At 31.2% G+C, this 22672-nt stretch carries 20 protein-coding genes; 16 read left to right on the forward strand and 4 right to left on the reverse strand.

Going from position 1 to position 22672, the window contains the following annotated elements; genetic code table 11:
* Nucleotides 1-105 precede the first annotated feature (105 nt).
* From C7H52_RS09385 to C7H52_RS09410, 6 genes are all read left to right on the forward strand, one after another.
* On the forward strand, nucleotides 106-675 hold the full coding sequence (locus tag C7H52_RS09385; protein ID WP_106463643.1) for a hypothetical protein: 570 nt from the start codon (nucleotides 106-108) through the stop codon (nucleotides 673-675).
* Nucleotides 676-693: 18 nt separating this feature from the next.
* Nucleotides 694-1572 carry a hypothetical protein gene (locus C7H52_RS09390; protein WP_106463644.1) on the forward strand — a complete coding sequence of 293 codons (879 nt, stop codon included), beginning with the start codon at nucleotides 694-696 and terminating at the stop codon, nucleotides 1570-1572.
* Between the two features lie 70 nt (nucleotides 1573-1642).
* Nucleotides 1643-2029, forward strand: a complete 387-nt coding sequence (locus C7H52_RS09395; RefSeq protein WP_106463645.1) for a hypothetical protein — start codon at nucleotides 1643-1645, stop codon at nucleotides 2027-2029.
* A 10-nt stretch (nucleotides 2030-2039) separates the two neighbouring features.
* Complete coding sequence (locus C7H52_RS09400; protein WP_146130032.1) at nucleotides 2040-2384, forward strand: hypothetical protein; 345 nt, start codon at nucleotides 2040-2042, stop codon at nucleotides 2382-2384.
* Between the two features lie 177 nt (nucleotides 2385-2561).
* A complete protein-coding gene (locus C7H52_RS09405; RefSeq protein ID WP_106463647.1) occupies nucleotides 2562-2987 on the forward strand; it encodes a hypothetical protein in 426 nt (141 codons plus the stop codon).
* Nucleotides 2987-4531 carry a PA3715 family protein gene (locus C7H52_RS09410; protein ID WP_106463648.1) on the forward strand — a complete coding sequence of 515 codons (1545 nt, stop codon included), beginning with the start codon at nucleotides 2987-2989 and terminating at the stop codon, nucleotides 4529-4531. The genes C7H52_RS09405 and C7H52_RS09410 overlap by 1 nt, the downstream gene beginning before the upstream one ends.
* 14 nt (nucleotides 4532-4545) lie before the next feature.
* On the opposite strand, the gene mnmE is transcribed toward C7H52_RS09410, so the two are convergent.
* Nucleotides 4546-5952, reverse strand: a complete 1407-nt coding sequence (mnmE, locus tag C7H52_RS09415) for a tRNA uridine-5-carboxymethylaminomethyl(34) synthesis GTPase MnmE (protein WP_106463649.1) — start codon at nucleotides 5950-5952, stop codon at nucleotides 4546-4548.
* Nucleotides 5953-5993: 41 nt separating this feature from the next.
* Between mnmE and C7H52_RS09420 the strand changes: the two genes are divergently transcribed.
* Nucleotides 5994-6674 (forward strand): DUF4369 domain-containing protein, encoded by a 681-nt coding sequence (locus C7H52_RS09420; RefSeq protein ID WP_106463650.1) that lies wholly within the window; start codon nucleotides 5994-5996, stop codon nucleotides 6672-6674.
* A 13-nt stretch (nucleotides 6675-6687) separates the two neighbouring features.
* On the opposite strand, the gene C7H52_RS09425 is transcribed toward C7H52_RS09420, so the two are convergent.
* Nucleotides 6688-7338, reverse strand: a complete 651-nt coding sequence (locus C7H52_RS09425) for a rhomboid family intramembrane serine protease (protein WP_106463651.1) — start codon at nucleotides 7336-7338, stop codon at nucleotides 6688-6690.
* 59 nt (nucleotides 7339-7397) lie between these two features.
* Between C7H52_RS09425 and C7H52_RS09430 the strand changes: the two genes are divergently transcribed.
* On the forward strand, nucleotides 7398-8306 hold the full coding sequence (locus C7H52_RS09430; protein ID WP_106463652.1) for a lysophospholipid acyltransferase family protein: 909 nt from the start codon (nucleotides 7398-7400) through the stop codon (nucleotides 8304-8306).
* 146 nt (nucleotides 8307-8452) lie between these two features.
* On the opposite strand, the gene C7H52_RS09435 is transcribed toward C7H52_RS09430, so the two are convergent.
* A complete protein-coding gene (locus tag C7H52_RS09435; RefSeq protein WP_181256228.1) occupies nucleotides 8453-9355 on the reverse strand; it encodes an alpha/beta hydrolase family protein in 903 nt (300 codons plus the stop codon).
* A gap of 68 nt (nucleotides 9356-9423) precedes the next feature.
* Nucleotides 9424-10812, reverse strand: coding sequence for a phosphoglucosamine mutase (gene glmM / locus C7H52_RS09440; RefSeq protein ID WP_106463653.1), 1389 nt, complete (start codon nucleotides 10810-10812; stop codon nucleotides 9424-9426).
* Nucleotides 10813-10903: 91 nt separating this feature from the next.
* Between glmM and C7H52_RS09445 the strand changes: the two genes are divergently transcribed.
* The 8 genes from C7H52_RS09445 (at nucleotide 10904) to C7H52_RS09480 (ending at nucleotide 22658) form a co-directional block, all read left to right on the forward strand.
* Nucleotides 10904-11515 (forward strand): acyl carrier protein phosphodiesterase, encoded by a 612-nt coding sequence (locus C7H52_RS09445; protein ID WP_106463654.1) that lies wholly within the window; start codon nucleotides 10904-10906, stop codon nucleotides 11513-11515.
* Entirely contained in the window at nucleotides 11516-12238 is a 723-nt protein-coding gene (locus C7H52_RS09450) for a hypothetical protein (RefSeq protein ID WP_106463655.1), read from the forward strand.
* A 135-nt stretch (nucleotides 12239-12373) separates the two neighbouring features.
* Nucleotides 12374-14653 (forward strand): leucine-rich repeat domain-containing protein, encoded by a 2280-nt coding sequence (locus tag C7H52_RS09455; RefSeq protein WP_106463656.1) that lies wholly within the window; start codon nucleotides 12374-12376, stop codon nucleotides 14651-14653.
* Between the two features lie 383 nt (nucleotides 14654-15036).
* Nucleotides 15037-17871, forward strand: a complete 2835-nt coding sequence (uvrA, locus tag C7H52_RS09460) for an excinuclease ABC subunit UvrA (protein WP_106463657.1) — start codon at nucleotides 15037-15039, stop codon at nucleotides 17869-17871.
* A 97-nt stretch (nucleotides 17872-17968) separates the two neighbouring features.
* Nucleotides 17969-18136, forward strand: a complete 168-nt coding sequence (locus tag C7H52_RS09465; protein WP_106463658.1) for a lmo0937 family membrane protein — start codon at nucleotides 17969-17971, stop codon at nucleotides 18134-18136.
* Nucleotides 18137-18301: 165 nt separating this feature from the next.
* Entirely contained in the window at nucleotides 18302-18991 is a 690-nt protein-coding gene (locus C7H52_RS09470) for an LOG family protein (protein WP_106463659.1), read from the forward strand.
* Nucleotides 18992-19138: 147 nt separating this feature from the next.
* Nucleotides 19139-21964: a gluzincin family metallopeptidase gene (locus tag C7H52_RS09475; protein WP_106463660.1), complete on the forward strand. Its 2826-nt coding sequence runs from the start codon at nucleotides 19139-19141 to the stop codon at nucleotides 21962-21964.
* Nucleotides 21965-22109: 145 nt separating this feature from the next.
* Nucleotides 22110-22658, forward strand: a complete 549-nt coding sequence (locus C7H52_RS09480) for an SRPBCC domain-containing protein (protein WP_106463661.1) — start codon at nucleotides 22110-22112, stop codon at nucleotides 22656-22658.
* Nucleotides 22659-22672: the final 14 nt, after the last annotated feature.

Below are 22672 nucleotides of genomic sequence, written 5' to 3' on the forward strand. Positions count from 1 at the left end.
TATTAAACCTTTACGAATATCGATTGAAACCAATCGGATATAGATTTGGTATTTCATACTAACAGTAATCAGCCTAGTTTTATCGTATGAATTAAAACTAGCAACATGAAAAATTTTAAAACCACAACATTCCTATTACTATTGACATTATGTTTAATGTCTTGTTCTGGCGGTGCTTCTAAGCAAGAAGCTACAGCTTCAGGATTTGCCGAAATTGAAAATGAAATTAAAAGCAAATTTGGAAATGACGCTTACTTTACAGATTTATCCATTACCTATAACGAATCTATTGGAAACATTATAAGCGTAACCGTTACAGAAAATCCAAGTTCTTTACAAATGGAGGAATGGAGTAACACGCAAGACAATTGGACTCAAAGTTCTAACGTAAGTATAGAAATTCCTGAAGGCACAAAAGCTTCCGACTTTATGTTTAAATTAAACGAAACCATTAATTTGAAAAAATTAGGCAGTTTAGTTGAAAAATCTAAGTCACAACTTACCAAAGAAAAGAATATAGAATCACCTAGACTGCATATTGCGTCTATTAAGTATCCTGACAATGGTGATGTCACTAAAGCACAATACATCGTGATGCTCCAACCTAAAAATGGCGGAACTACTTTTAGCTTTTATTATACTTTAGCCGAGGAACTAATCAATTTAGATTATTAATTAATACCTATAGAAATCATGAAAAACATTTTTAAAATTAAAACTGCAATTACTTTTGCAATTATAGTCACTTTATTCAATTGTAGTAGTGACGACGATACTTTGACAGAGCCACAGAATACAATGACTATTTCAAATTTTGAAGCTTCAATTAATGAAAACCCTTTAGCTGGACAATCTATCGGTACCATAGAAAGTAATGCAATTGGTACGGCAAGCTTTAGCTTAACATCGCAAATGCCTGCTGGTGCGTTAGAAATTGATGCAGCTACAGGAGAAATAACAGTTCTAGATGCTTCATTATTTGATTTTGAAACAAATTCCACAGTTACAGCTATAGTTTCATCAACAACAACTGCAAATACAGCAACAGTAACTATAAATTTGGAAAATATAAACGAAATTGGCGATTATAATCATGGAGGAGTCATTTTTTGGATTGACCCAACAGATGACTCTAAAGGTTTGGTTTGCGCAATTAGTGATCAAACTTCAGGAGTAAGATGGGACAATCCAACAGGTCCAGCAACAACTGCGCCTGGAACAAGTATTAATTTAGGCACTGGCTTATCTAACACAAACACAATTATTGCTCATGAAGGAGGAGACCAAACGACCTATGCAGCTGGAATTGCAAAAGCATTTAACGGTGGTGGTTTTACAGATTGGTTTTTACCAAGTGTAGATGAAGTAGCAGAAATGAATACCAACAAAACCATTATAAATACAGTTTCTTCAAATAATGGCGGAACTATTTTGCCGGATCAATTATGGACTAGTTCTAAAATTGATAGCACAAATGAAAGTGTTTATTTATATAATCTTGTTCTTGACAGTCCAAATGGAGTTTTACCAATTAACTCAAGAAGTGTTAGAGCAGTAAGAGCTTTCGAATAATATAAAATTTAAAACAAATCAACTAGCCATCTTTTGGGATGGTTAGTTTTTTACTTAAAAACTAAATCAAATGGAAAATTTAATTACAATTAATAAGCAATACAATTCACTTGATCAACTGTTTAGTTTACTAAAAACAAATACAAATTATAACTGTACTAAAGAATATGATATTTGGGAAAATAGACTGGATAACAATGGACAAATGGCACAATGCCTTGTTTTAAAAAAGAACAATATGCATGCCGTTAAATTGTTTTATTTAAATGAAAATACTTTAAAACTTAATCATGTTATTCCTAATAAAGTCATGCAAGCTTATTTTGGTAAAAGCAAAAAAGCGTACCAAAACCCAATTGAAATTATTACAGGTAAAATAAAAGCAATAGTTTTAGAACCTACACAAAAAAAAGCATTTAATGAAATTGAAGCAGAACTAAAAAGAGTAGTTTGCTAAAAAATGACTTATGATACTTAAACGATTTTTCTATTATATATTTTGGACTTTAGCCTCACTTTTAGTTGGTGTAATATATATGAAATTCGTTTTAAATTATACCATAAATACCGCAAGCCTTAATACAATTGATTATTTATTTAATCAATTTTTATTCTTTGGTTTGTGGTATGTTGGTCTTATTTTAGGAGGTATTATCGCTTTACTATTTATAATAACCGACATCATATTCTTCAATATAAAACCATTAAAGAATATTAAATGGTATATTTTAAGAATTTTTATATTTCTTGTAATTTGCTTTTTAGTAATTATAACACATTACGTTTTAGAAAAGGTTATTGATATTATTTAATGGCTTATGTTTATAATCTTTTTAATCATTGGTTTTTGCTTTCTATTACTTACAACTTATACTATTTATAAATTTTTAAGATGGATATTCCTTAAACCCTTAAGAAAAAAATGGTTTACAATTTTATCTTTTACAATTATTTCATGCTTTATAATTAAAAAAGTTTTTTTTTCTTACATGGAGTTTATTCCATCTAAAATATATTCAAATTTATACATTGTAAAAAACCCCGTTAAAGGTAGAGAAAAGTTATATCAAGCTATCCTTTACAAAATTAAAGAACATAGTAGTTCTAAACATTTAAAAGGGAAAAAGCTATCATATACAAGAGAAAATGCCATTTATTTTTACGAATATGGCGGAAGAACTTTTGGTTTTATAGGAGAAGCAGGAACTGGTTATTTTATAGATCATGAAGAAGATTTAGGCGGATTTGTTTCAGAAGAACTAGGAATGTATCGTGATTATAGAATAACTGAATTTTACTATATAAACACAACAGAACAAGCTGATAAGGTTTGTGGAGAGCTTAACTGGTTCGAAGAAGGTATTTTTATAAAAAAAGATACAATTTGCAATTTAAAAACTTATAAATTGAACTAATGAAACGTTTTTGTTATATCAACATTCTACTTTTGGTTACTGTTATTTTTACAAACTGTAAGAAAGAAACTCAAGTTAATACACAGACTGAAACCCAAAAAACTGCTCAAAGTATTCCTAAGCTATATAAAACAAGCCATTTGCGTATTGGGGAAAATATAGAGGTTGGAGCAGTTTATACCGATACTGTTCAATTTGTTGAGTTTAATGATAATTATGATGATTTTTTGTTTATAGTTAAAAAAGATAACGAATCGGTAGCATTAATCTATAACCAAAAAAATCCTGAGTTTTTAAAAGATGAACGGCTTGAAATTAAATGGAAAATGGATAGCATGCGTCCTGCTGGCGATCCTGAGTTTTTAGACTTTGTTGAGCATCTGGTTTCTGCGAAATCTTTAGGTAAAATTCCTAATTTTGAAAATGTATTTACCCAATTACCATTAAAAACATTACCCTTAACAGAAGAAACTTCTTTTGATAGTTTTAGTGAAATACAAAACACAAATCCCATTAATGCTGAAGCTTTTAAACTGCCATTAATTTATAGCAATTGGTATAAAACTGGTTATAATTTTAAATTAAGTTCTGGATATCGTTTAGACTATTCTAAAGATTTTTACACTACAGTTTTAACCGTAAAAAAAGGTGACTATGAAATGGAAACGACTTTAATTAATTATAATTTGGATGGTCAAATTATAGATTATAAAATAATTGCTTACGATGAAATTGCCGAAGGTTTTTTTAAAACCACTTCAAAATTAGAAAAAGATAAAATAACTATTAAAAATATCGAATGGACAGATGAAGGTCACGAAAGTAGTGATGTTTTTAAAATAACTTCCGAAGGGAAAATTAAAATCATAACCAATAAAGAATTAATTATAAGTAATGCGATTTCTCAATTAAATTTAGACCCAGAAAATCTAAAAGAAGAGCTTATTTCAAGTCAATTTTTAAAACATAATAATGAAACCATTATTGTACTTCCAGAAATTGTTGAAGAAGCTGAAGAATTTTTTACGTTAAACACACATATTGTTATTTATAAAAACGACACAAATCAAATAACCCATACCTATTTTGAGAGTTATAAGACCAACACTTGGGTTTCGGATGCGATTAGATTAGATCAATTAGCCATAGATGCTGTACCTTATCCTATAGACAAGAGCACTAAAGCTTTTGGTGTAAGAGTACATTATTTTGGTTCTTCAAGAGTTAATCCTTATTACCACCAAACACTTTCATTATTTGTTAAAAATGAACAATCTCTAAAAAAAATCTTATCTAATTTTAGCCTTGAAGAAAATACAGGTGAATGGAATGGTTCGTGTGAAGGTGAATTTAATAACCAGAAAAATACGCTTTCAATCAGCGAAAAAATGACCAACGGTTATTTTGATTTTGAGCTAAAACAAACCCTAACACACACAACAAATTTTGTGTCGGACATAGGTGATTGTGACGAAAAAACCACAGAAAAAACAGAGCAATACACTATAAAATTTAATGGTAGCATTTACCAGAAAAAATCTTAAAATATAAATTCTTGTTACTTGCCAATACAGAAGTTGGCGAAAATATTACCAAGTAACTCATCATTAGACACTTGACCAGTGATAAGCCCAAAATGATATAAGGCTTCTCGAATATCTATAGCCATTAAATCACTTGATAAATTAGAGACTAAACCGTATTGCACTTTTTTAATGTTCTCAAACGCTTTTAAGAGCGCATCGTAATGTCTGGTATTGGTTACAATAGTTTCATTGTTTCTTAAGGCTCCGGTGTTTACAAAACTTAACAACTGATTTTTTAAGTCGTCTACTCCTATACTTTGTTTAGCAGATAGCAAAATGTATTTAGAATTTTTAATAGTGTCCAAAACGGATTTCAAATTTGAAACGCCTTCATCAGAAATCTTATCAATCTTATTAGGAACAATCAATAATGGCTTTAATGGATATTTGTTTTTAATCTTTTCAATTTCAACAATAAAAGCTTCGGGATTATCTACAAACTGAACGGCATCAAATAAGTATAATACCACTTGTGCTTGTTCTATTTTTTCAAAAGTTTTTTTAATTCCAATCCCTTCTACAACATCTTTAGTATCTCTTATTCCTGCCGTATCTATAAATCGAAAACCAATACCTTCAATAATCAGTTCGTCTTCAATAGTATCTCTTGTAGTTCCTGCAATATCACTTACTATGGCACGTTCTTCATTTAAAAGTGCATTCAAAAGTGTGCTTTTCCCTACATTAGGTTCGCCTACAATTGCAACGGGAATTCCGTTTTTAATCACGTTTCCAACTGCAAAACTGTCTATTAATCGTTTTAAAACGAAAGTTATACGCTCAATTAGGTCTCGAAATTGTGTTCTGTCAGCAAACTCGACATCTTCTTCAGCAAAGTCTAGTTCCAGCTCAATTAAAGAAGCAAAATTTAAAAGTTCTTCTCTAAGTTTGGCTATTTCAGAAGAAAATCCGCCACGCATTTGTTGCATGGCAATTTGATGAGAAGCTTCATTATCGCTAGAAATTAAATCGGCAACTGCTTCTGCCTGACTTAAATCTAATTTACCATTTAAAAAAGCGCGTAGAGTAAATTCTCCTGCATCTGCCATTCGGCAACCTTTACGTAATAATAATTGTATAATTTCCTGCTGAATGTAAATAGATCCGTGACATTGAATCTCTACAACATCTTCACCTGTATAAGATTTTGGGTTTTTAAATATAGAGACTAAAACCTCATCTATAATTCGCTTTTCGTCTACAATATGTCCTAAATGTAATGTATGTGAGTTTTGTTTAAGTAATGATTTATTTTTAGTAACAGATCTAAAAACACCATCTGCAATAGTAGTTGCATCACTTCCTGAAATTCTTATAATTGCAACTGCTCCTGCACCACTTGCAGTTGCTAATGCGACTATAGTATCTGAGTAATTCATTCTATAAATTTATAAAATTCGGTATATTTGAAAAAAAAACAATGAAAAATGTAATTCTGCTTTTTTTACTATCTATATGTATTTCTGGATGTAAAGAAAAGGAAAATGATGGTTATACAATTAAAATTGTAAATATTAAAAAAGAAAATTTTAATAAGATGTTGTATCTGATTAAAATTGAAGAAAGAAAAAAGGTTATAATAGACTCTGTTATTATTGATTCTGAAACAGAAATGTTTGAAGGTGTAATTAAGCATCCAGATTTAAGGCATCTAAAATTTAAAAATGGAAATAGAGCCTATAGTTTTACACTTACAAACGAATCTATCCAGATTATTCTAGATAATTACGACATTAGTCAATCTGCAATTACAGGTAGCAGTGTGTATAGTCTTTCAAATATTTACAATCACGAAATCAAAAGTATTAATGAAGCTTTGGTTTCAATAAATAAAAAAGCAACAGTACTTGATGAAACGATTGATAAAGCTGAGTTCAACAAAGCTAAATTAGTTGCAGACAGCCTTCTTCGTGAAAAAATAAATACTGATATCGCATTCATAAAGAAACACCCGAGTAATGTTTTTGTAACAACATTATTAGGAAACTTAATTTTTAATTATGAAATAAGTCTTGAGGAAGGTCGCAATTTGTATCAATTACTTCAAGGTGACGCTAAATCCTCACAAGCTGCTATTCAGATAAAAACATTTTTAAATTAGTAGTTTTTACATATTATATTTTTCCTGTTTTTTTTAATAAAAAAAGAATTAAAATGGGGATAGCCAAAACAATAACCATCGTTAAATTAACTTGTATAAGAGCTGGTAATAAAATTAAGGTAATTATATAACCTCCAATAGCACCACCAAAATGGGCATCATGACCAATATTATCGTTTTTTGCTTTCATACCATAAATAGAATATAACAAATAGCCAACTCCAAAAATATAAGCTGGTATTGGTATGGGTATAAAAAACAAAAATAAACTCATATCTGGCTGTAGCAAAATAGCCGAATACACAACACCCATAACTGCTCCACTGGCACCAACAGCAGTGTAATGATATTCGTTTTTATGAAAGTAATATGACAAAGTGCTCCCTAATAACAAACTACCTACATACACACCTATAAAACCAGCATTACCTAAATAATTTATAACAACTGGAGCAAAAAAATATAGAGACAACATATTAAATATAAAATGTTGTAAGTCTATATGTAAAAAAGCCGAACTAAAAGCTCTTATTTTTTCACCATTTTTTATAGCTCCAACGTGAAATTTATATTTTTCAAAAAAACTGTAATCATTAAAACCTTTGTAGGAAATTAATCCATTTGCTGCAATTAAAATTGCTGTTACGATACTTATATTACCCATAGAATATCCAAATAAATTCAAATATACTATATATTTGTAGCACACAAATGACTTTTTAAATGCAATTAGTAGCTTATCGTTTATTATATCCTATTTTATGGTTAATTTCTATATTACCTTTTAGGTTATTATACATCGTTTCAGATATTTTATACTTTTTTATCTATAAAATCTTTGGTTACAGAAAACAGGTGGTTTATGAGAATTTAACCTTAGTGTTTCCTGAAAAATCAGAAGCCGAAAAAAAACAAATCATGACAAAATTCTATCACCATTTGTGTGATATGATGGTAGAGGCTATTAAGTCTATTACCATCTCGGAAGAGACCATGAAAAAACATTTTAAGTTTACAAATATTGAACTAATAAACAAACTAGAAGAAAAAAACAAAAGTATTATTTTAATGTGCAGCCACTATGGTAGTTGGGAATGGATTTTTATTATGCAAAGTTATGTCCATAAAGACAGTAAAGGCTTTGCTGTTTATAAACCTTTAGCCAACAAGTATTTTGATAAGCTTTTTAAAGGTGTTAGAGCCAAATACAACAGTCATCTAATTTCTACCAAAGAAACTATACCGACCTTATTACAAGCTACAAGAAATGGCGAGCGTACCATTAGTGGTTTTGTAAGTGACCAATCGCCTAAAATTAACAAAGCGGCCTACTGGCAAAACTTTATGGGTATTAAAGTTCCTGTGCACACAGGTGCTGAGGCTATTGCGACAAAACTGAATATGGCAGTTGTATTTTTTGGAGTAGAACGTATTAAACGAGGTTATTACGAGTGTACTTTTAAAACCATTACAGAAGATCCTAAATCATTAGAAAAACATAGTATTACCGATAGTTTTTTAAAACTCGCAGAACAACAAATTTATGAGGCTCCACAATATTATTTATGGACTCATAAACGCTGGAAACATAGAAATGCTGAGCCTATAGCGGTAGAACGCGAAATCAAATAATTTTAGTAAGGGCAAATGGCAAGCCACCACGCTATCCGTTATAGTTTTGTAAAATTTTAAAGCAATTTTACAAAAGCTGCCACTTCTATCGTTTTTGCAAATTTTATAGAATTAGTTTAAATCACTTCTATGTCAATATTTTACTTTTAAGTCTTTAATCGTTTGTTAAACCATCTTATTACCAGCTCATTAAGTTCCGATTTATATTCTGTAAAATAGTGGTCAGTTTCAAACTTTATCAATTCAAAATCATAATTAATTTCTTCTAGTTTATCAGAAATTTTATCGGCTTGGTTAGGGTTTACTCTTTTGTCATTAGTTCCACACAAAATTAAAAGACTACTCTTTTTATCTAATCGATCACCCCAGTAAACTGCAGAACGTTTTTTCAATTCATTTTCTTTATTTTCCGAATAGTTTGGCACACACTCGGCAATAACTTTAGATTCCATTTCTGGTCTATCTGCTATTATACCAAACAAATCTGTTGGTCCATTACCAATAATTGCAGTTTTTATTTTATCTGATTTCTGAAGAGCTAAATAGGTCATCATTCCTCCTCTAGACCAACCAAACATTCCTATACAATTAGAGTCGGCTTTTTCAATTTCTTTTACGGTTTCGGTCAAATTCAACACGTCATTTATTTCTATTCCTCCGAATTCATCATTTTTACGATAGTTACTACCAATTATAACATATCCTTGATTAGCTAATTTGGACGTGTACATAATCATTGTTGAAACAGTTAATCTTCCAAAATCTCTATTTCCACCACGATTAAAAATTACAACTGGATATTTACCTACTTTCTTTGGCTCGATTAATAAACCATTAACTTGCAGCCCATCACTTTCATAAGTAATAAAATAAAAATCTAGACTTTTTAAATGCTCAAAATCAGCTTTTAATACATTGTTTTCAGAAATTTTATTCCAAATAGGTGTTTTAGAGAGATCAACTAAGTTTTTCGAAAGCAATTTTCCATTTTGAGAAAATCCTAAACCTGCGAAAAGAAGTAAAAATATTAATGTTAAAATTCTATACACTAATTTATATAATTACATGATACAAATAATTTAGAAAATTCTATCCTCTAACAACTAAGCACTAACAACTACAACCCAGCAACCTCAGAAATCTCTCCAATAATTTGATCTGCTAAAGCATCGGCTTCTTCTTGAGATTTTGCTTCTGTATAAATTCTAATAATAGGTTCTGTATTACTCTTTCTTAAATGTGCCCAGCTTTCAGAAAAATCTATTTTAACACCATCTATTGTAGTTAAGTCTTCATTTTTATAGCGCTCTTCCATTGCTTTTAAAATGGCATCTACATCAAGACTTGGGGTTAATTCAATTTTCTTTTTACTCATAAAGTAACTGGTGTAAGTTTTTCTTAAATCGCTTACCGCCATTTTCTTTTCAGCCAATAAACTTAAAAATAAAGCTACACCAACTAAAGCGTCACGACCGTAATGCGAATCTGGATAAATAATACCTCCATTACCTTCGCCACCAATAACAGCCTTATTCTTTTTCATTAAGTTAACCACATTTACTTCACCAACAGCACTCGCTTCGTAAGTACCGCCATGCTTTTCGGTCACGTCGCGCAACGCTCTAGTAGAACTCATGTTACTTACCGTGTTTCCTGGTGTTTTACTCAATACATAATCGGCACAAGCCACCAAAGTATATTCTTCGCCAAACATTTCGCCATTTTCGTCCATAAAAGCCAAACGATCCACGTCTGGATCTACTACAATACCAAAATCGGCATTATGCTTTTTAACTTCGGCAGACAAGTCGCCTAAATGTTCTTTTAAAGGTTCTGGATTATGAGGGAAATGACCTGTCGGGTCACAATATAATTTTATAGGTTCAACACCTAAAGCTTCTAATAATAAAGGAATGGCAATTCCTCCGGTACTATTTACACCATCAACAACCACCTTAAAATTACAGGATTCAATCGCTTTTTTATTAACTAAAGATAATTCTAAAACCTCATCAATATGGATATCGATATACGCATCATTGGTCATAATTTCGCCTAAATCATCTACCTCTGCGAACGACATCTCATCACTTTCGGCAATCTTTAAAATTTTAGCGCCTTCTTCAGCATTTAAAAATTCACCTTTCGCATCTAATAATTTAAGCGCATTCCATTGTTTTGGGTTATGACTAGCGGTTAAAATAATGCCTCCATCGGCATGTTCTAATGGTACTGCCAATTCCACCGTTGGTGTGGTAGACAATCCTAAATCAATTACTTTAATTCCTAAACCTACTAAGGTATGCATAACTAAGTTCTGAATCATTTCACCACTTAAACGCGCATCTCGTCCAACAACCACGCGGTAACTGCCTTTTTTTAATTGTTGTTTAAGCCAAGTTCCGTAAGCACTTGCAAATTTAACCGCATCTATTGGTGTTAAATTTTCTCCTACGCTTCCGCCAATGGTACCACGAATTCCTGAAATTGATTTTATAAGTGTCATAACTGTAAGTTCGTTAATTTTTAATTTGAATAATAACAAATATAATATTCTTAATTTGGAATACTAAGTTATGAATTTGTAAATTCGACTTATGAACTTTTTAGCACACATTTACTTATCCAATAACAACAATAAAGTCGCTATAGGCAATTTTATTTCGGATAGTATTCGTGGTAAAAATTATAAAAAATATCCTAAAGCCATACAGGTAGGCATTTTATTACACCGCCATATCGATACGTATACCGATGCGCATCAAACTGTGCGTCTTAGCACCAAACGTTTACACGAAAATTACGGACATTATTCTGGTGTTATAGTAGATATTTTATACGATCATTTTTTAGCAAAAAACTGGAACAATTATTCTGAGATACCTTTAGAGGTTTTTATAGATGATTTTTATGATAACCTGGAAGCTCATTTTGATATACTTCCAAAGCGTATACAACAGTTTATGCCATATATGATAAGTGATAACTGGCTGTTAAGTTATCGTTCTATTGAAGGCATTCAAAAAGTTTTAGAAGGTATGAACCGGCGCACAAAAAACCGTTCTCAAATGAATTTAGCCATAAATGAATTGCAAGAGTTTTATAATGAATTTGAAGCCGAGTTTACCTTATTTTTTGAAGATTTACGCAATTTCACAACTAAAAAACATAAAGATTTAGTGAAAACAATTTTTGAAAAGACAATATAAATGAAGCTTAAAAAAATCCTGAAAATTAGTCTTGGAGTCATTATATTCTTCACCTTACCTACTGCGCTTTTGTTTGGTTATGTGTATTTTAAGTATAATGAACCATTACCAGTTTCAAAACCAAGTCCTGAAGCAGATGCATTGGCTCTAAAAATGCTGGACGCTTTAAATTATGAGGCTTACAAAAATACAGACTATATTGAATTTACATTTTCTAATCGGCACCACTATAAATGGAATAAAACCAACCAAACCTGTGAAGTCTATTGGAAAAGTTATCAAGTTAATTTAGATTTAAAGCACACTAAAAATTCTAAAGTTTTTGTAAGAAACCAAGCTTATAATGGCTTAGAAAAACAAGAGATTATCGCTAAAGCATTAGGCTATTTTAATAATGACACTTTTTGGTTGGTAGCACCTTATAAAGTGTTTGATAAAGGTACCTCTCGAAGTATTGCAACAAATGATGCTGGAGAAAGCGGATTATTAGTAAACTACACTTCTGGTGGCAACACACCTGGGGATTCTTACTTGTGGCATTTAGATAAAAACAACAAACCTAAAAGCTTCCAAATGTGGACCAGCATTTTACCCATACAAGGCTTTCCTGCATCTTGGAGCGATTGGAAAACTACCGAAACAGGCGCAGAGTTATCAACATTTCATAAATTAGGGGTATTTGGGTTAGAAATTTCTAATCTTAAGACGAAAAAACAGAAATAATTCAAGCGTTTGAATTTGTTATTTTTTAAACTAACTTCTTTTAACTTGAGTTAATACATTTTAAAAAATACCTAATTTTAGCTATTGTCATATAATTTAAAAATATCTATTTTTATAGATTAAATTTTTAAATTTATGAAATACCATTTAACATTTTTCGTTATATTTTGTTTCTTTTCAATTTCCTTTTCACAACAAACAAAATGTGAATGTTATTCTAAGTCAGGAGTAAAAGATAAAACTGGCATTGGCGGTTGGACTTCAATTATTGGAACTAATAGTGAGGGTAAACAATTACAATATCATTTTTACGCAGCCTATTTTCCACCTCAAGAATTATGTATACCAAGAGATAATTATTGGTGGCAAGAAGTTAATGCTGCTATATTAAAAGCAGTAAAATCTCACCCTATTTACAAAAGTTCACAAATTGCACTTCAAACTGATGATCCAGATGCCACACCAAAAGCAACAAATATTGCTGGACAGGCTTTTATAACTCAGCAAAAAGTTAATGAAATTAAAAGTCTTCCTGGAACAGTAGTTTCGGTAGATGCTTATATACAAGATCGTTTTGCTAGTAAATTGCAGTTGTGTAGCGATATTGGTGATGAACGTAATATTGATAAAAAATCAGAATCAAATTCTAAAAATAAGACTTTAGATAAAACTAGTAATTCTAAGTCAAAAAACACAAATAGTTCAGGCGCAAAGGGTTTTATAGATAGCCAAAATGAGCAATTTTTAAAGCAGCAAGAGCTAAATCAAAAGTTGGCAGAAGACTTAACGCAAACATTTAATAAAATTTCTGATAGCTGGGCAAAAGAAAGAGATTTTCAATCTAAAATATCGTCACTCACTAATATTAAAAGTGTAAATGCCTCTTCAATTATAAGTGAGGCAAGAAGTAAGGCTCAGCAAATAAATAAAGCTTACGCTATAAGAAAACAAGACGCTCTAAATCAAGGTGTTGCAGCTACTCAAAATCTTGTAAATTCAGCTCAAAATGAAAAACAAGCTATAGCTGGAGGTATTCTTGGTGCTGGGTTAACAGCTTTATCTCAATCAAGTATAGAAAAAGAAAGAAAAAAAGCTCAAGAAAAACTTGAAAACGAAAAACAACAAGAACTGAAAAAGTTATCACAGGAAATTATTGACAAATTTGAGCCTATAAAAAACCAACACGAACAAGCAGCTATGTATGCTGTAAAAAAAGACAATGAAGATTATCATTTAGCCCAATACGAATATGCTAAATGTATGATTGATAATGCTTATAAGATAATTGTTGATGATTATGCTTGTGAAAAAGCTAAAATATCAAAACCAGTTTCAAAATCAAAAAAGGGGTTAAGCGGTAAAGATTACTTTGATGCTTATAAAAGAAAAAAAATTAGTAAGAGACCAGAGCTAAATCAAAAAGCTGTTTATTTTTTAGAATTAGCTATTGATGCTGAACCAAACAATGAAGATTGGATAATGGAAAGAATTGAAATAGAACTGAGAGATTTTTTTAATATAACAAATCCCTTCGAGACTGATATTATAATTGAAGTTTCTAGGAATGAAAAAACTCTACCGATTGGAATAGGCTATATGACTAACTTAAAAAAATTATCTGTAACACATAGTCAATTAACAAGTATTCCTGAAAGTGTTGGAAACTTAACTAAACTAATTCACCTTAGCTTATATGATAATAAACTGACATCTTTTCCAAAATCTATATTGACACTTTCGAATTTAGAATATCTTTTATTATATCATAATTATATGCCTAATCTACCAGAGGACATTGACAAGTTAAAAAAATTAAAACAACTTCATCTTGCGGCTTTGAGTATATCTACTTTACCTGAATCAATAGGAAATTTAAGCGAACTTGAGATTTTAAATTTGGAATGGAATAAGTTGGCAAACTTACCAAAAAACTTAAATGGTTTGAATAAATTAAAGTCAATTTATTTAAATGGAAATCGTTTTAAAATAATTCCTCAGAATATTCAGGAAATAACAAATCTTGAAATCTTAAAGTTAAGAGATAACTTGTTAGGCGAAACTGAAGAAAGTTTGGAAAGCATAAAATATATATATAATTTGAAAAAATTAAAAATTTTAGATATTTCAAAAAATTCTATTTCTGTTCTTCCTTTGGGAATAGAGAATATGTCAAGTTTAATCGAATTAAATATCAGTAATAACCTAATAAGTCATTTACCAGAAGATTTGGGTAACTTACAAAACTTAACAGTACTAAATATAGAAAACACATATATCAAAACTTTTCCAGAAAGTCTACAAAATCTTGTGTCACTTAGAAAGCTTATAGTTTCTGAATCGAAAAAAAAATCTCTTAAAGATGATATTAAGCTAATCAAAAAGTCCAATAAACAATTAAAAATAGAGTATAGATAAAATAACATTTGCTAACATCGTATAAAAACAATAGGGCAATTATTGGATCAAACGAATGGTATGAGCATATTTGTGCTGTTGCCAAATTTTTAATTTTAGCTATATTTTTAGAGAAAGATAAATATAGTAATTTAAAAATTCGACTCATAGTCAATCGAATGTTTTGTGCTCTTTTTCAGCCCTACTATTCTTATACCAAACCGTTAAACGAAACTTCAAAAAACAGCTGTAAACACATTAAGGTTGATAGCTGTTTCTAATTATCATTTATTCCATTCACTGTAAATTTTTAAGCACTTAAATCTCAATAAATAACAAAACTCTAACAGAAATCCATTTCAAAATGCGCATATAAAGACTTATCTTTACAGCTTTGCTTTGCTATGACAAATTTTGAAGAAAACATTGAAGTTAAAGGCGCAAGAGCCCATAACTTAAAAAATATAGATGTCACGATTCCTCGTGAAAAATTAGTGGTTATTACTGGACTTTCAGGATCTGGGAAGTCCTCTTTAGCTTTCGACACCATTTATGCGGAAGGTCAGCGTCGTTATATTGAAACCTTTTCGGCGTATGCCAGACAGTTTTTAGGTGGTTTAGAACGACCAGATGTAGATAAAATTGATGGTCTATCGCCCGTAATTGCTATAGAACAAAAAACCACCAGCAAATCGCCACGCTCTACCGTAGGAACTATTACAGAAATTTATGATTTCCTGCGTCTGTTGTTTGCACGTGCAAGTGATGCTTACAGTTATAATACGGGAGAAAAAATGGTGAGCTATAACGATGAGAAAATTAAAGAACTTATCACAGAAAGTTATAAAGGCAAGCGTATTAATATTTTAGCACCCGTTATTCGCTCAAGAAAAGGACATTATCGCGAGTTGTTTGAGCAAATTGCCAAACAAGGCTTTGTAAAAGTTCGTGCCGATGGAGAGATAAAAGATATCGTAAAAGGCATGAAGCTAGACCGCTACAAAATGCACGATATCGAAATTGTTATTGACCGCTTGGTTATAGATGACACTAAAGATAACCATAAACGTTTAAACGAAAGTATTAATACCGCGATGTACCATGGCGATGATGTGCTTATGGTTATAGACCAAGACACTCAAGAAGCGCGCTACTTTAGCCGTAATTTAATGTGTCCAAGTTCCGGGATTTCGTATCCAAACCCAGAACCTAATAACTTTTCTTTTAACTCACCAAAAGGAGCCTGCCCAAATTGTAATGGTATTGGAACCTTATATCAAGTAAACGAACATAAAATTGTTCCAGATGAAAGTCTTTCCATTAAAAAAGGCGCTTTAGCACCATTAGGAGAAGCTAAACAAACCTGGATATTTAAACAACTGGAAACGATTGCCACACGTTACGATTTTAAATTAACCGATGCCTTTAAAGACATTCCTAAAGAAGCTAAACAAATCATTCTATTTGGCGGAAATGAAAAATTTACCGTTAACAGCAAAGCTTTAGGAGTTTCCAGAGATTATAAAATAGATTTTGAAGGTGTTGCTAATTTTATTGAAAGTCAGTACGAAACTGCAGAATCAACCTCATTAAAACGTTGGGCTAAAGAGTATATGGACAAAATTGAATGTCCAGAATGTCAAGGTTCACGTTTACGCAAGGAATCGTTATACTTTAAAGTTAATAAAAAAAATATAGCCGAATTAGCCAATGCCGATATAGTAGATTTAGCCGATTGGTTTAAGAATCTACCCAAACATTTAGAGAAAAATCAATTAAAAATAGCCGAAGAAGTCATTAAGGAAATTAATGCCAGACTTCAGTTTTTACTAGATGTAGGTTTGAATTATCTATCCTTAAACCGAAGCTCTAAATCGCTTTCTGGTGGAGAAGCGCAACGTATTCGTTTAGCCACACAAATAGGTTCACAACTGGTTGGTGTACTTTATATTTTAGATGAGCCAAGTATTGGTTTACACCAGCGCGATAATGAAAAACTCATCAACTCTTTAGAGTCGCTACGGGATATAGGCAACTCGGTTATTGTGGTAGAACACGATAAAGACATGATAGAACGTGCCGATCATGTGATAGATATTGGTCCACGAGCAGGAAAACATGGCGGACAAATTATTTCTGAAGGAAAACCCGGAGATTTAGTTAAAGAAAATACTTTAACTGCCGATTATATTACCGGCAAAAAGAAAATTGAAATTCCTGCAGAACGCCGTAAAGGAAACGGAAACTTCTTAGAGTTGAAAGGTTGTACAGGAAACAACTTAAAAAATGTCTCTATAAAATTACCTTTAGGCCAGATGATTGGCGTCACGGGTGTTTCTGGAAGTGGAAAAAGTACTTTAATAAACGAAACACTTTATCCAATTCTAAACGCGCATTATTTTAATGGCGTAAAAAAACCTATGCCATATAAAAGCATAAAAGGATTGGAACACATCGATAAAGTTATCGATATTAATCAATCGCCTATTGGGAGAACCCCACGAAGTAATCCTGCAACCTACACAAAAACTTTTGACGAAATAAGAAGTCTATTTGCTAAAGTCCCAGAAGCCATGATTCGTGGTTACAAACCTGGACGTTTTAGTTTTAACGTAAAAGGCGGACGTTGCGAAACTTGCCAAGGTGGCGGTTTACGGGTTATTGAAATGAATTTTCTTCCAGATGTGTATGTGGAATGTGAAACCTGCCAAGGAAAACGTTTTAATCGTGAAACTTTAGAAATTCGTTATAAAGGCAAAAGTATTAGCGATGTGCTAAACATGACGATTGATGAAGGTGTCGCCTTTTTTGAAAACATCCCTAAAATTTATAGGAAATTAAAAACCATTCAAGACGTTGGTTTGGGTTATATTACTTTAGGACAGCAAAGCACCACGCTTTCTGGTGGAGAAGCCCAGCGTATTAAATTGGCAACAGAATTAAGCAAACGTGATACGGGTAATACCTTTTATATTTTAGATGAACCAACTACTGGACTTCATTTTGAAGATATTAGAGTATTAATGCTAGTGTTGAATAAGTTGGCCGATAAAGGAAATACCGTTTTAATTATTGAACACAATCTTGATGTGATTAAAACTGTAGATTACATTATAGATGTGGGTCCTGAAGGTGGAAAAGGCGGTGGAGAAATTATTGCTAAAGGAACACCTGAAGAAGTAGCTAAACACAAGACCAGTCACACAGCTAGATTTCTTAAATTAGAACTGAATTCTTAAAAAATTGGGAATTTTATAACATAATCTTACGTTTTGTTTAACGCAAGTCATCAAATTTATGAGTACTTTTAAAATAATTAACCAAAACTAAACTATTATGAGAGGTATTCTTTGGCTTGTAGCCGTTATTTGTATTGTTGTTTGGCTTTTAGGCCAATTAGGTATTGTTGCTGGATTAGGAACTAATAGCTTGATTCACATTTTATTAGTAATTGCTGTTATTGTAATTCTATATAACATTATATCTGGTAAACGACCATTATAGAAATTTAAAACAAAATTAATTAAAGCAAACCTTTATTGGTTTGCTTTTTTTTTGGCTTTAAATCAAAGGATTATTTTCTCAATATTTCATATCAATCTTAATATTTACCTTATATTTATGGGCTGTTATAAACAGTTTTACAATTATTAAATTTTATTACAATACATGAGAGCAGAACAACACCATAAAGGCTGGAACGAAATAAAAACAAACGATTCTTGGGCATTATTTAAAATAATGGGAGAATTTGTTAATGGATTTGAAAAAATGAGTTCTATCGGTCCCTGTGTTTCAATTTTCGGGTCTGCACGTACCAAGCCAGATCATCCAAATTATATTCTTGCCGAGAAAATGGCCACTAAAATTGTTGAAGCCGGTTACGGCGTTATTACTGGTGGTGGACCTGGTATTATGGAAGCAGGAAATAAAGGTGCACATCTAGGAGGAGGAACTTCGGTTGGTCTTAATATCGATTTACCTTTCGAGCAGCACGACAACCCTTATATAGATAAAGGTAAAAGTTTAGATTTTGACTATTTCTTTGTCCGTAAAGTGATGTTTGTTAAATACTCACAAGGCTTTGTGGTTATGCCAGGAGGTTTTGGAACTTTAGATGAACTATTTGAAGCTATTACCCTGATACAAACTCATAAAATTGATAAATTTCCTATTATTTTGGTTGGTACAGAATTCTGGAAAGGGCTTATGGATTGGATTAAAGATACCTTATTGGCAAAATTTGAAAATATTAGTGCTAAGGATATAGATTTAATCCATCTAGTAGATACTGAAGATGAAGTCGTAGATATTTTAAATGAATTTTATGATTCTGCAGATTTAAGTCCAAATTTCTAAAATAATCCACGCAACGTTTCGTTACTAATAGCATCTATCTTTTTAGAAGCTTTAGCTTTATGCTTAGTTTTTTAGTTCATTTAAAACTAAGCATAAACTATTATCGTAAATAGAATAATCATCACATTAAAACTTCATAAAAACGCATTGAAACATCTATATTTAGTAGTACTTTTTAGTCTAGGGTTTTGTTTAACAGCTTCAAGCCAAAACTCAATTCAAATAGATGCCGTATTTAATGCGCAATTAAAAACAGTTAGTATCCAGCAGGATATTGAGTTTACAAACACGTCTAAAGATACGCTACAAGTTATTTATCTTCAAGACTGGACCCATAGTTATTCCGATAAAAATTCTCCATTAGCAGTGAGATTTGCAGAAGAATTTAAAAACACGTTTCATTTTGCTAAAGATGATGATAGAGGTTTTACAGACCTAAATACTATTTCGCAAAATGAAATGGTATTAAATTTTGAGCGTTTAGATCCACAAATTGACATCATTAAAGTCACTTTAAAAAATCCTGTACTTCCTAATTCATCATATCAATTACATTTGGAGTATACACTTCAAATACAAAATGATAAATTTACCCGTTATGGAATTAACGGCAACGGAGAGTTTCACCTAAGACATTGGTATATTGTTCCTGCGGTTTATAATGGGACTTGGCAGTATTTCAGTAATAAGGATTTAGACGATCAATACACATACCCATACAATATAACTTTTAACGCTACTTTCCCAGCTCAGTTTAAAGCTATTTCAGAATTAAACCCTGTTAAAGAAATAGAAAATAATGGATTAAAAACCCTTCAACTTAAAGGAGAAAACCGTTTAAATACTAAATTCTCTCTGGTTAAAACGGACGAATTTTATACCACTGAAACCGATTTTTACAACATCCAATCCAATCTGGATACTGAAGATTTACCAGTCGAAGAAATTGCTATCATAAACGATAAGGTTGCACAGTATCTTAGTAATAATTTAGGCGATTATCCACATAAAAATCTTCTATTATCCTACATAGATTATAAAAAAGAACCTATTTATGGTTTAAATTTATTACCCGATTTTATAAGACCTTTTCCAGATAATTTTCAGTACGAATTAAAAATTTTAAAAACATCCTTACGTAATTATTTAGAAAATACACTTCTAATAAACCCTAGAAAAGATCAGTGGATTTTAGATGGCATACAAACCTACTACTTAATGAAGTATGTAGACGATTATTACCCAAATACTAAAATATTAGGAGCCTTAGCCGATTTTTGGGGCGTAAGAGCTTTTCATGCATCCGATTTAAAATTTAATGAGCAGTATAACTTTTTATATATGCACATGGCTAGACAAGCTCTGGACCAACCATTAACGATGGCTAAAGATTCTTTACTTAAATTTAATAAGAACATCTCTAATAAATATAAAGCTGGTGTTGGTTTAAAGTATTTAAATGAATATGAAGGTAATCAAACTGTAGATAATGCTATTGAGCGTTTTGTAAAAACCGAAAAATTAAAACCTGTAGATACAGAGCTGTTTAAAAATTATATTCATGATGCTTCCACCAAAGACCAAAGCTGGTTTTTTAACGAGTATATCGCTACTAACAACAAGATAGATTATAAAATAAAAGATGTCGATGTCAAAGGAGATTCTTTAAAAGTAACTATAAGGAACTTACGCACATCTAAAATGCCTATTTCATTTTACACCATAAAAAATGATAGTATTGTAAGTAAATCTTGGCTTGAAGGGTTTTCTGGAACAAAGACTTTTTATATTCCAAATGAAAACCAAGATCATTTTGCCTTAAACTTTGACAATACTATACCAGAGTTTAACACTAGGAATAACTGGGAATCTCTAAATAGCTGGTTTAATAAGCCATTACAATTTCGTTTATTTAAAGATATAGAAGACCCAAATTACAATCAGGTCTTTTTTATGCCTGAAATAGATTATAATTTTTATGATGGTGTAGCCTTAGGTTTAAAGTTGTATAACAAAACTATTTTAAGCAAACGCTTTCTGTATCGTTTAACACCGCAGTATGGTTTTAAAAGTAAACAAATTGTTGGTAGTGGTTCATTAATTTATAATTTAATAACTGAAGATAACGATAACTTCTATACTCGTTTTGGCTTTTCTGGTGAATATTTTAACTATGCTCCTAACCTATCCTATTACAGTTATAATCCTTACATAAGTTTTAACTTTAGAAATAAAGACGATTATCGTGATAATTACAGGCGTCGTTTGGTCTTTAGACATGTAACTGTTTCTCGTGAAGTTGACCCTACAGGAGAATTTGAAACTGATGGTGAACCAAAATATAGTGTCTTTAATGCGAGTTATGGTGAATCTGATCCTAATTTAAAAAACTTTTTTTCATGGAATACAGATTTGCAACTAGCAAAAGATTTTGGTAAAGTTTCCGCAACATTGGAATACAGAAAGCTAAGTGAAAATAATAGACAATTTAATGTACGTTTGTTTGCCGGTTCATTTCTTTACAACCGCACATTTCAAGATTCGGACTTTTTTAGTTTTGCTTTAGACAGACCAACCGATTATTTATTCGATTATAATTATTTAGGCCGAAGTGAAGAAACAGGCTTACTTAGCCAACAAATTATAGTTTCGGAAGGAGGCTTTAAATCTAAGTTAAACACACCATTTGCCAACCAATGGATTGCTACTGCAAATTCGAGTTTAACCATATGGCGCTACATCATGGCTTATGGCGATGTTGGTTTTGTAGACAACCATTTTGAGGATCCAACATTTGTTTACGATTCTGGGATACGTTTAAATTTAGTTGAAGATTACTTCGAACTTTATTTTCCAGTGTACTCCAACTTAGGTTGGGAAATTGGAGAGAATAATTATGGCGAACGCATTCGGTTTATAGTTACTTTATCTCCTAAAACCTTATTAGGTTTATTTACGCGCAGATGGTATTAATTAGTTAGGAAAAAAATAAAGCCTAAACCAACAGTTTAAAAAAGCGTATATTTATTTAGTAATAACATAGTTTTTTAACGTACTTAGTATTACTAATAAAGAGTTGTTCTATAATTTTCAACATAACATTAACTCATTTAATATTATGAAACATAAGCTTACTTTACTCCTTTTTTTAATTTTTAATTCTATTGCATTTACTCAAGAATCAAGAATTACATCCACCATAGACTCTACTAAAACACCAGAATTGGTATTAATTCAGGAATTTAAAGTAAAAGCTTCTATACAAGAAGTTTGGAACGCCTATACCACAAAAAAAGGTTGGGAAAGTTGGGCAGTTCCTCTTGCAGAGATAAATTTAAAAGTAGGTGGATTCATCAAAACCAATTACAATCCACTAGGTAAAATTGGTGACAGTACTACAATTGTAACTCATATCATTAATTATGTTCCAAAAAAACTTATCACACTTCAAGCAGAATTGACACCAAATTTCCCAGAGTTCATGAAAGCTGATGCTAAGGATTTTTATAATGTAATTTATTTCTCAGATTTAGAAGATGGTTATATTAGTGTAAAATCTTATGGAATAGGATATAAAAATAATCCTAAATACCTTTCATTAATGATTTTTTTCATTCCTGCCAACGAAAAATCCTTAATGAAACTCATTGCATATCTCGAGCAATAAGTTAAACAGGTAGT

It is taken from the genome of Aurantibacter aestuarii, assembly GCF_003008425.1.
In the GTDB taxonomy this organism is placed as follows: Bacteria; Bacteroidota; Bacteroidia; order Flavobacteriales; family Flavobacteriaceae; genus Aurantibacter; species Aurantibacter aestuarii.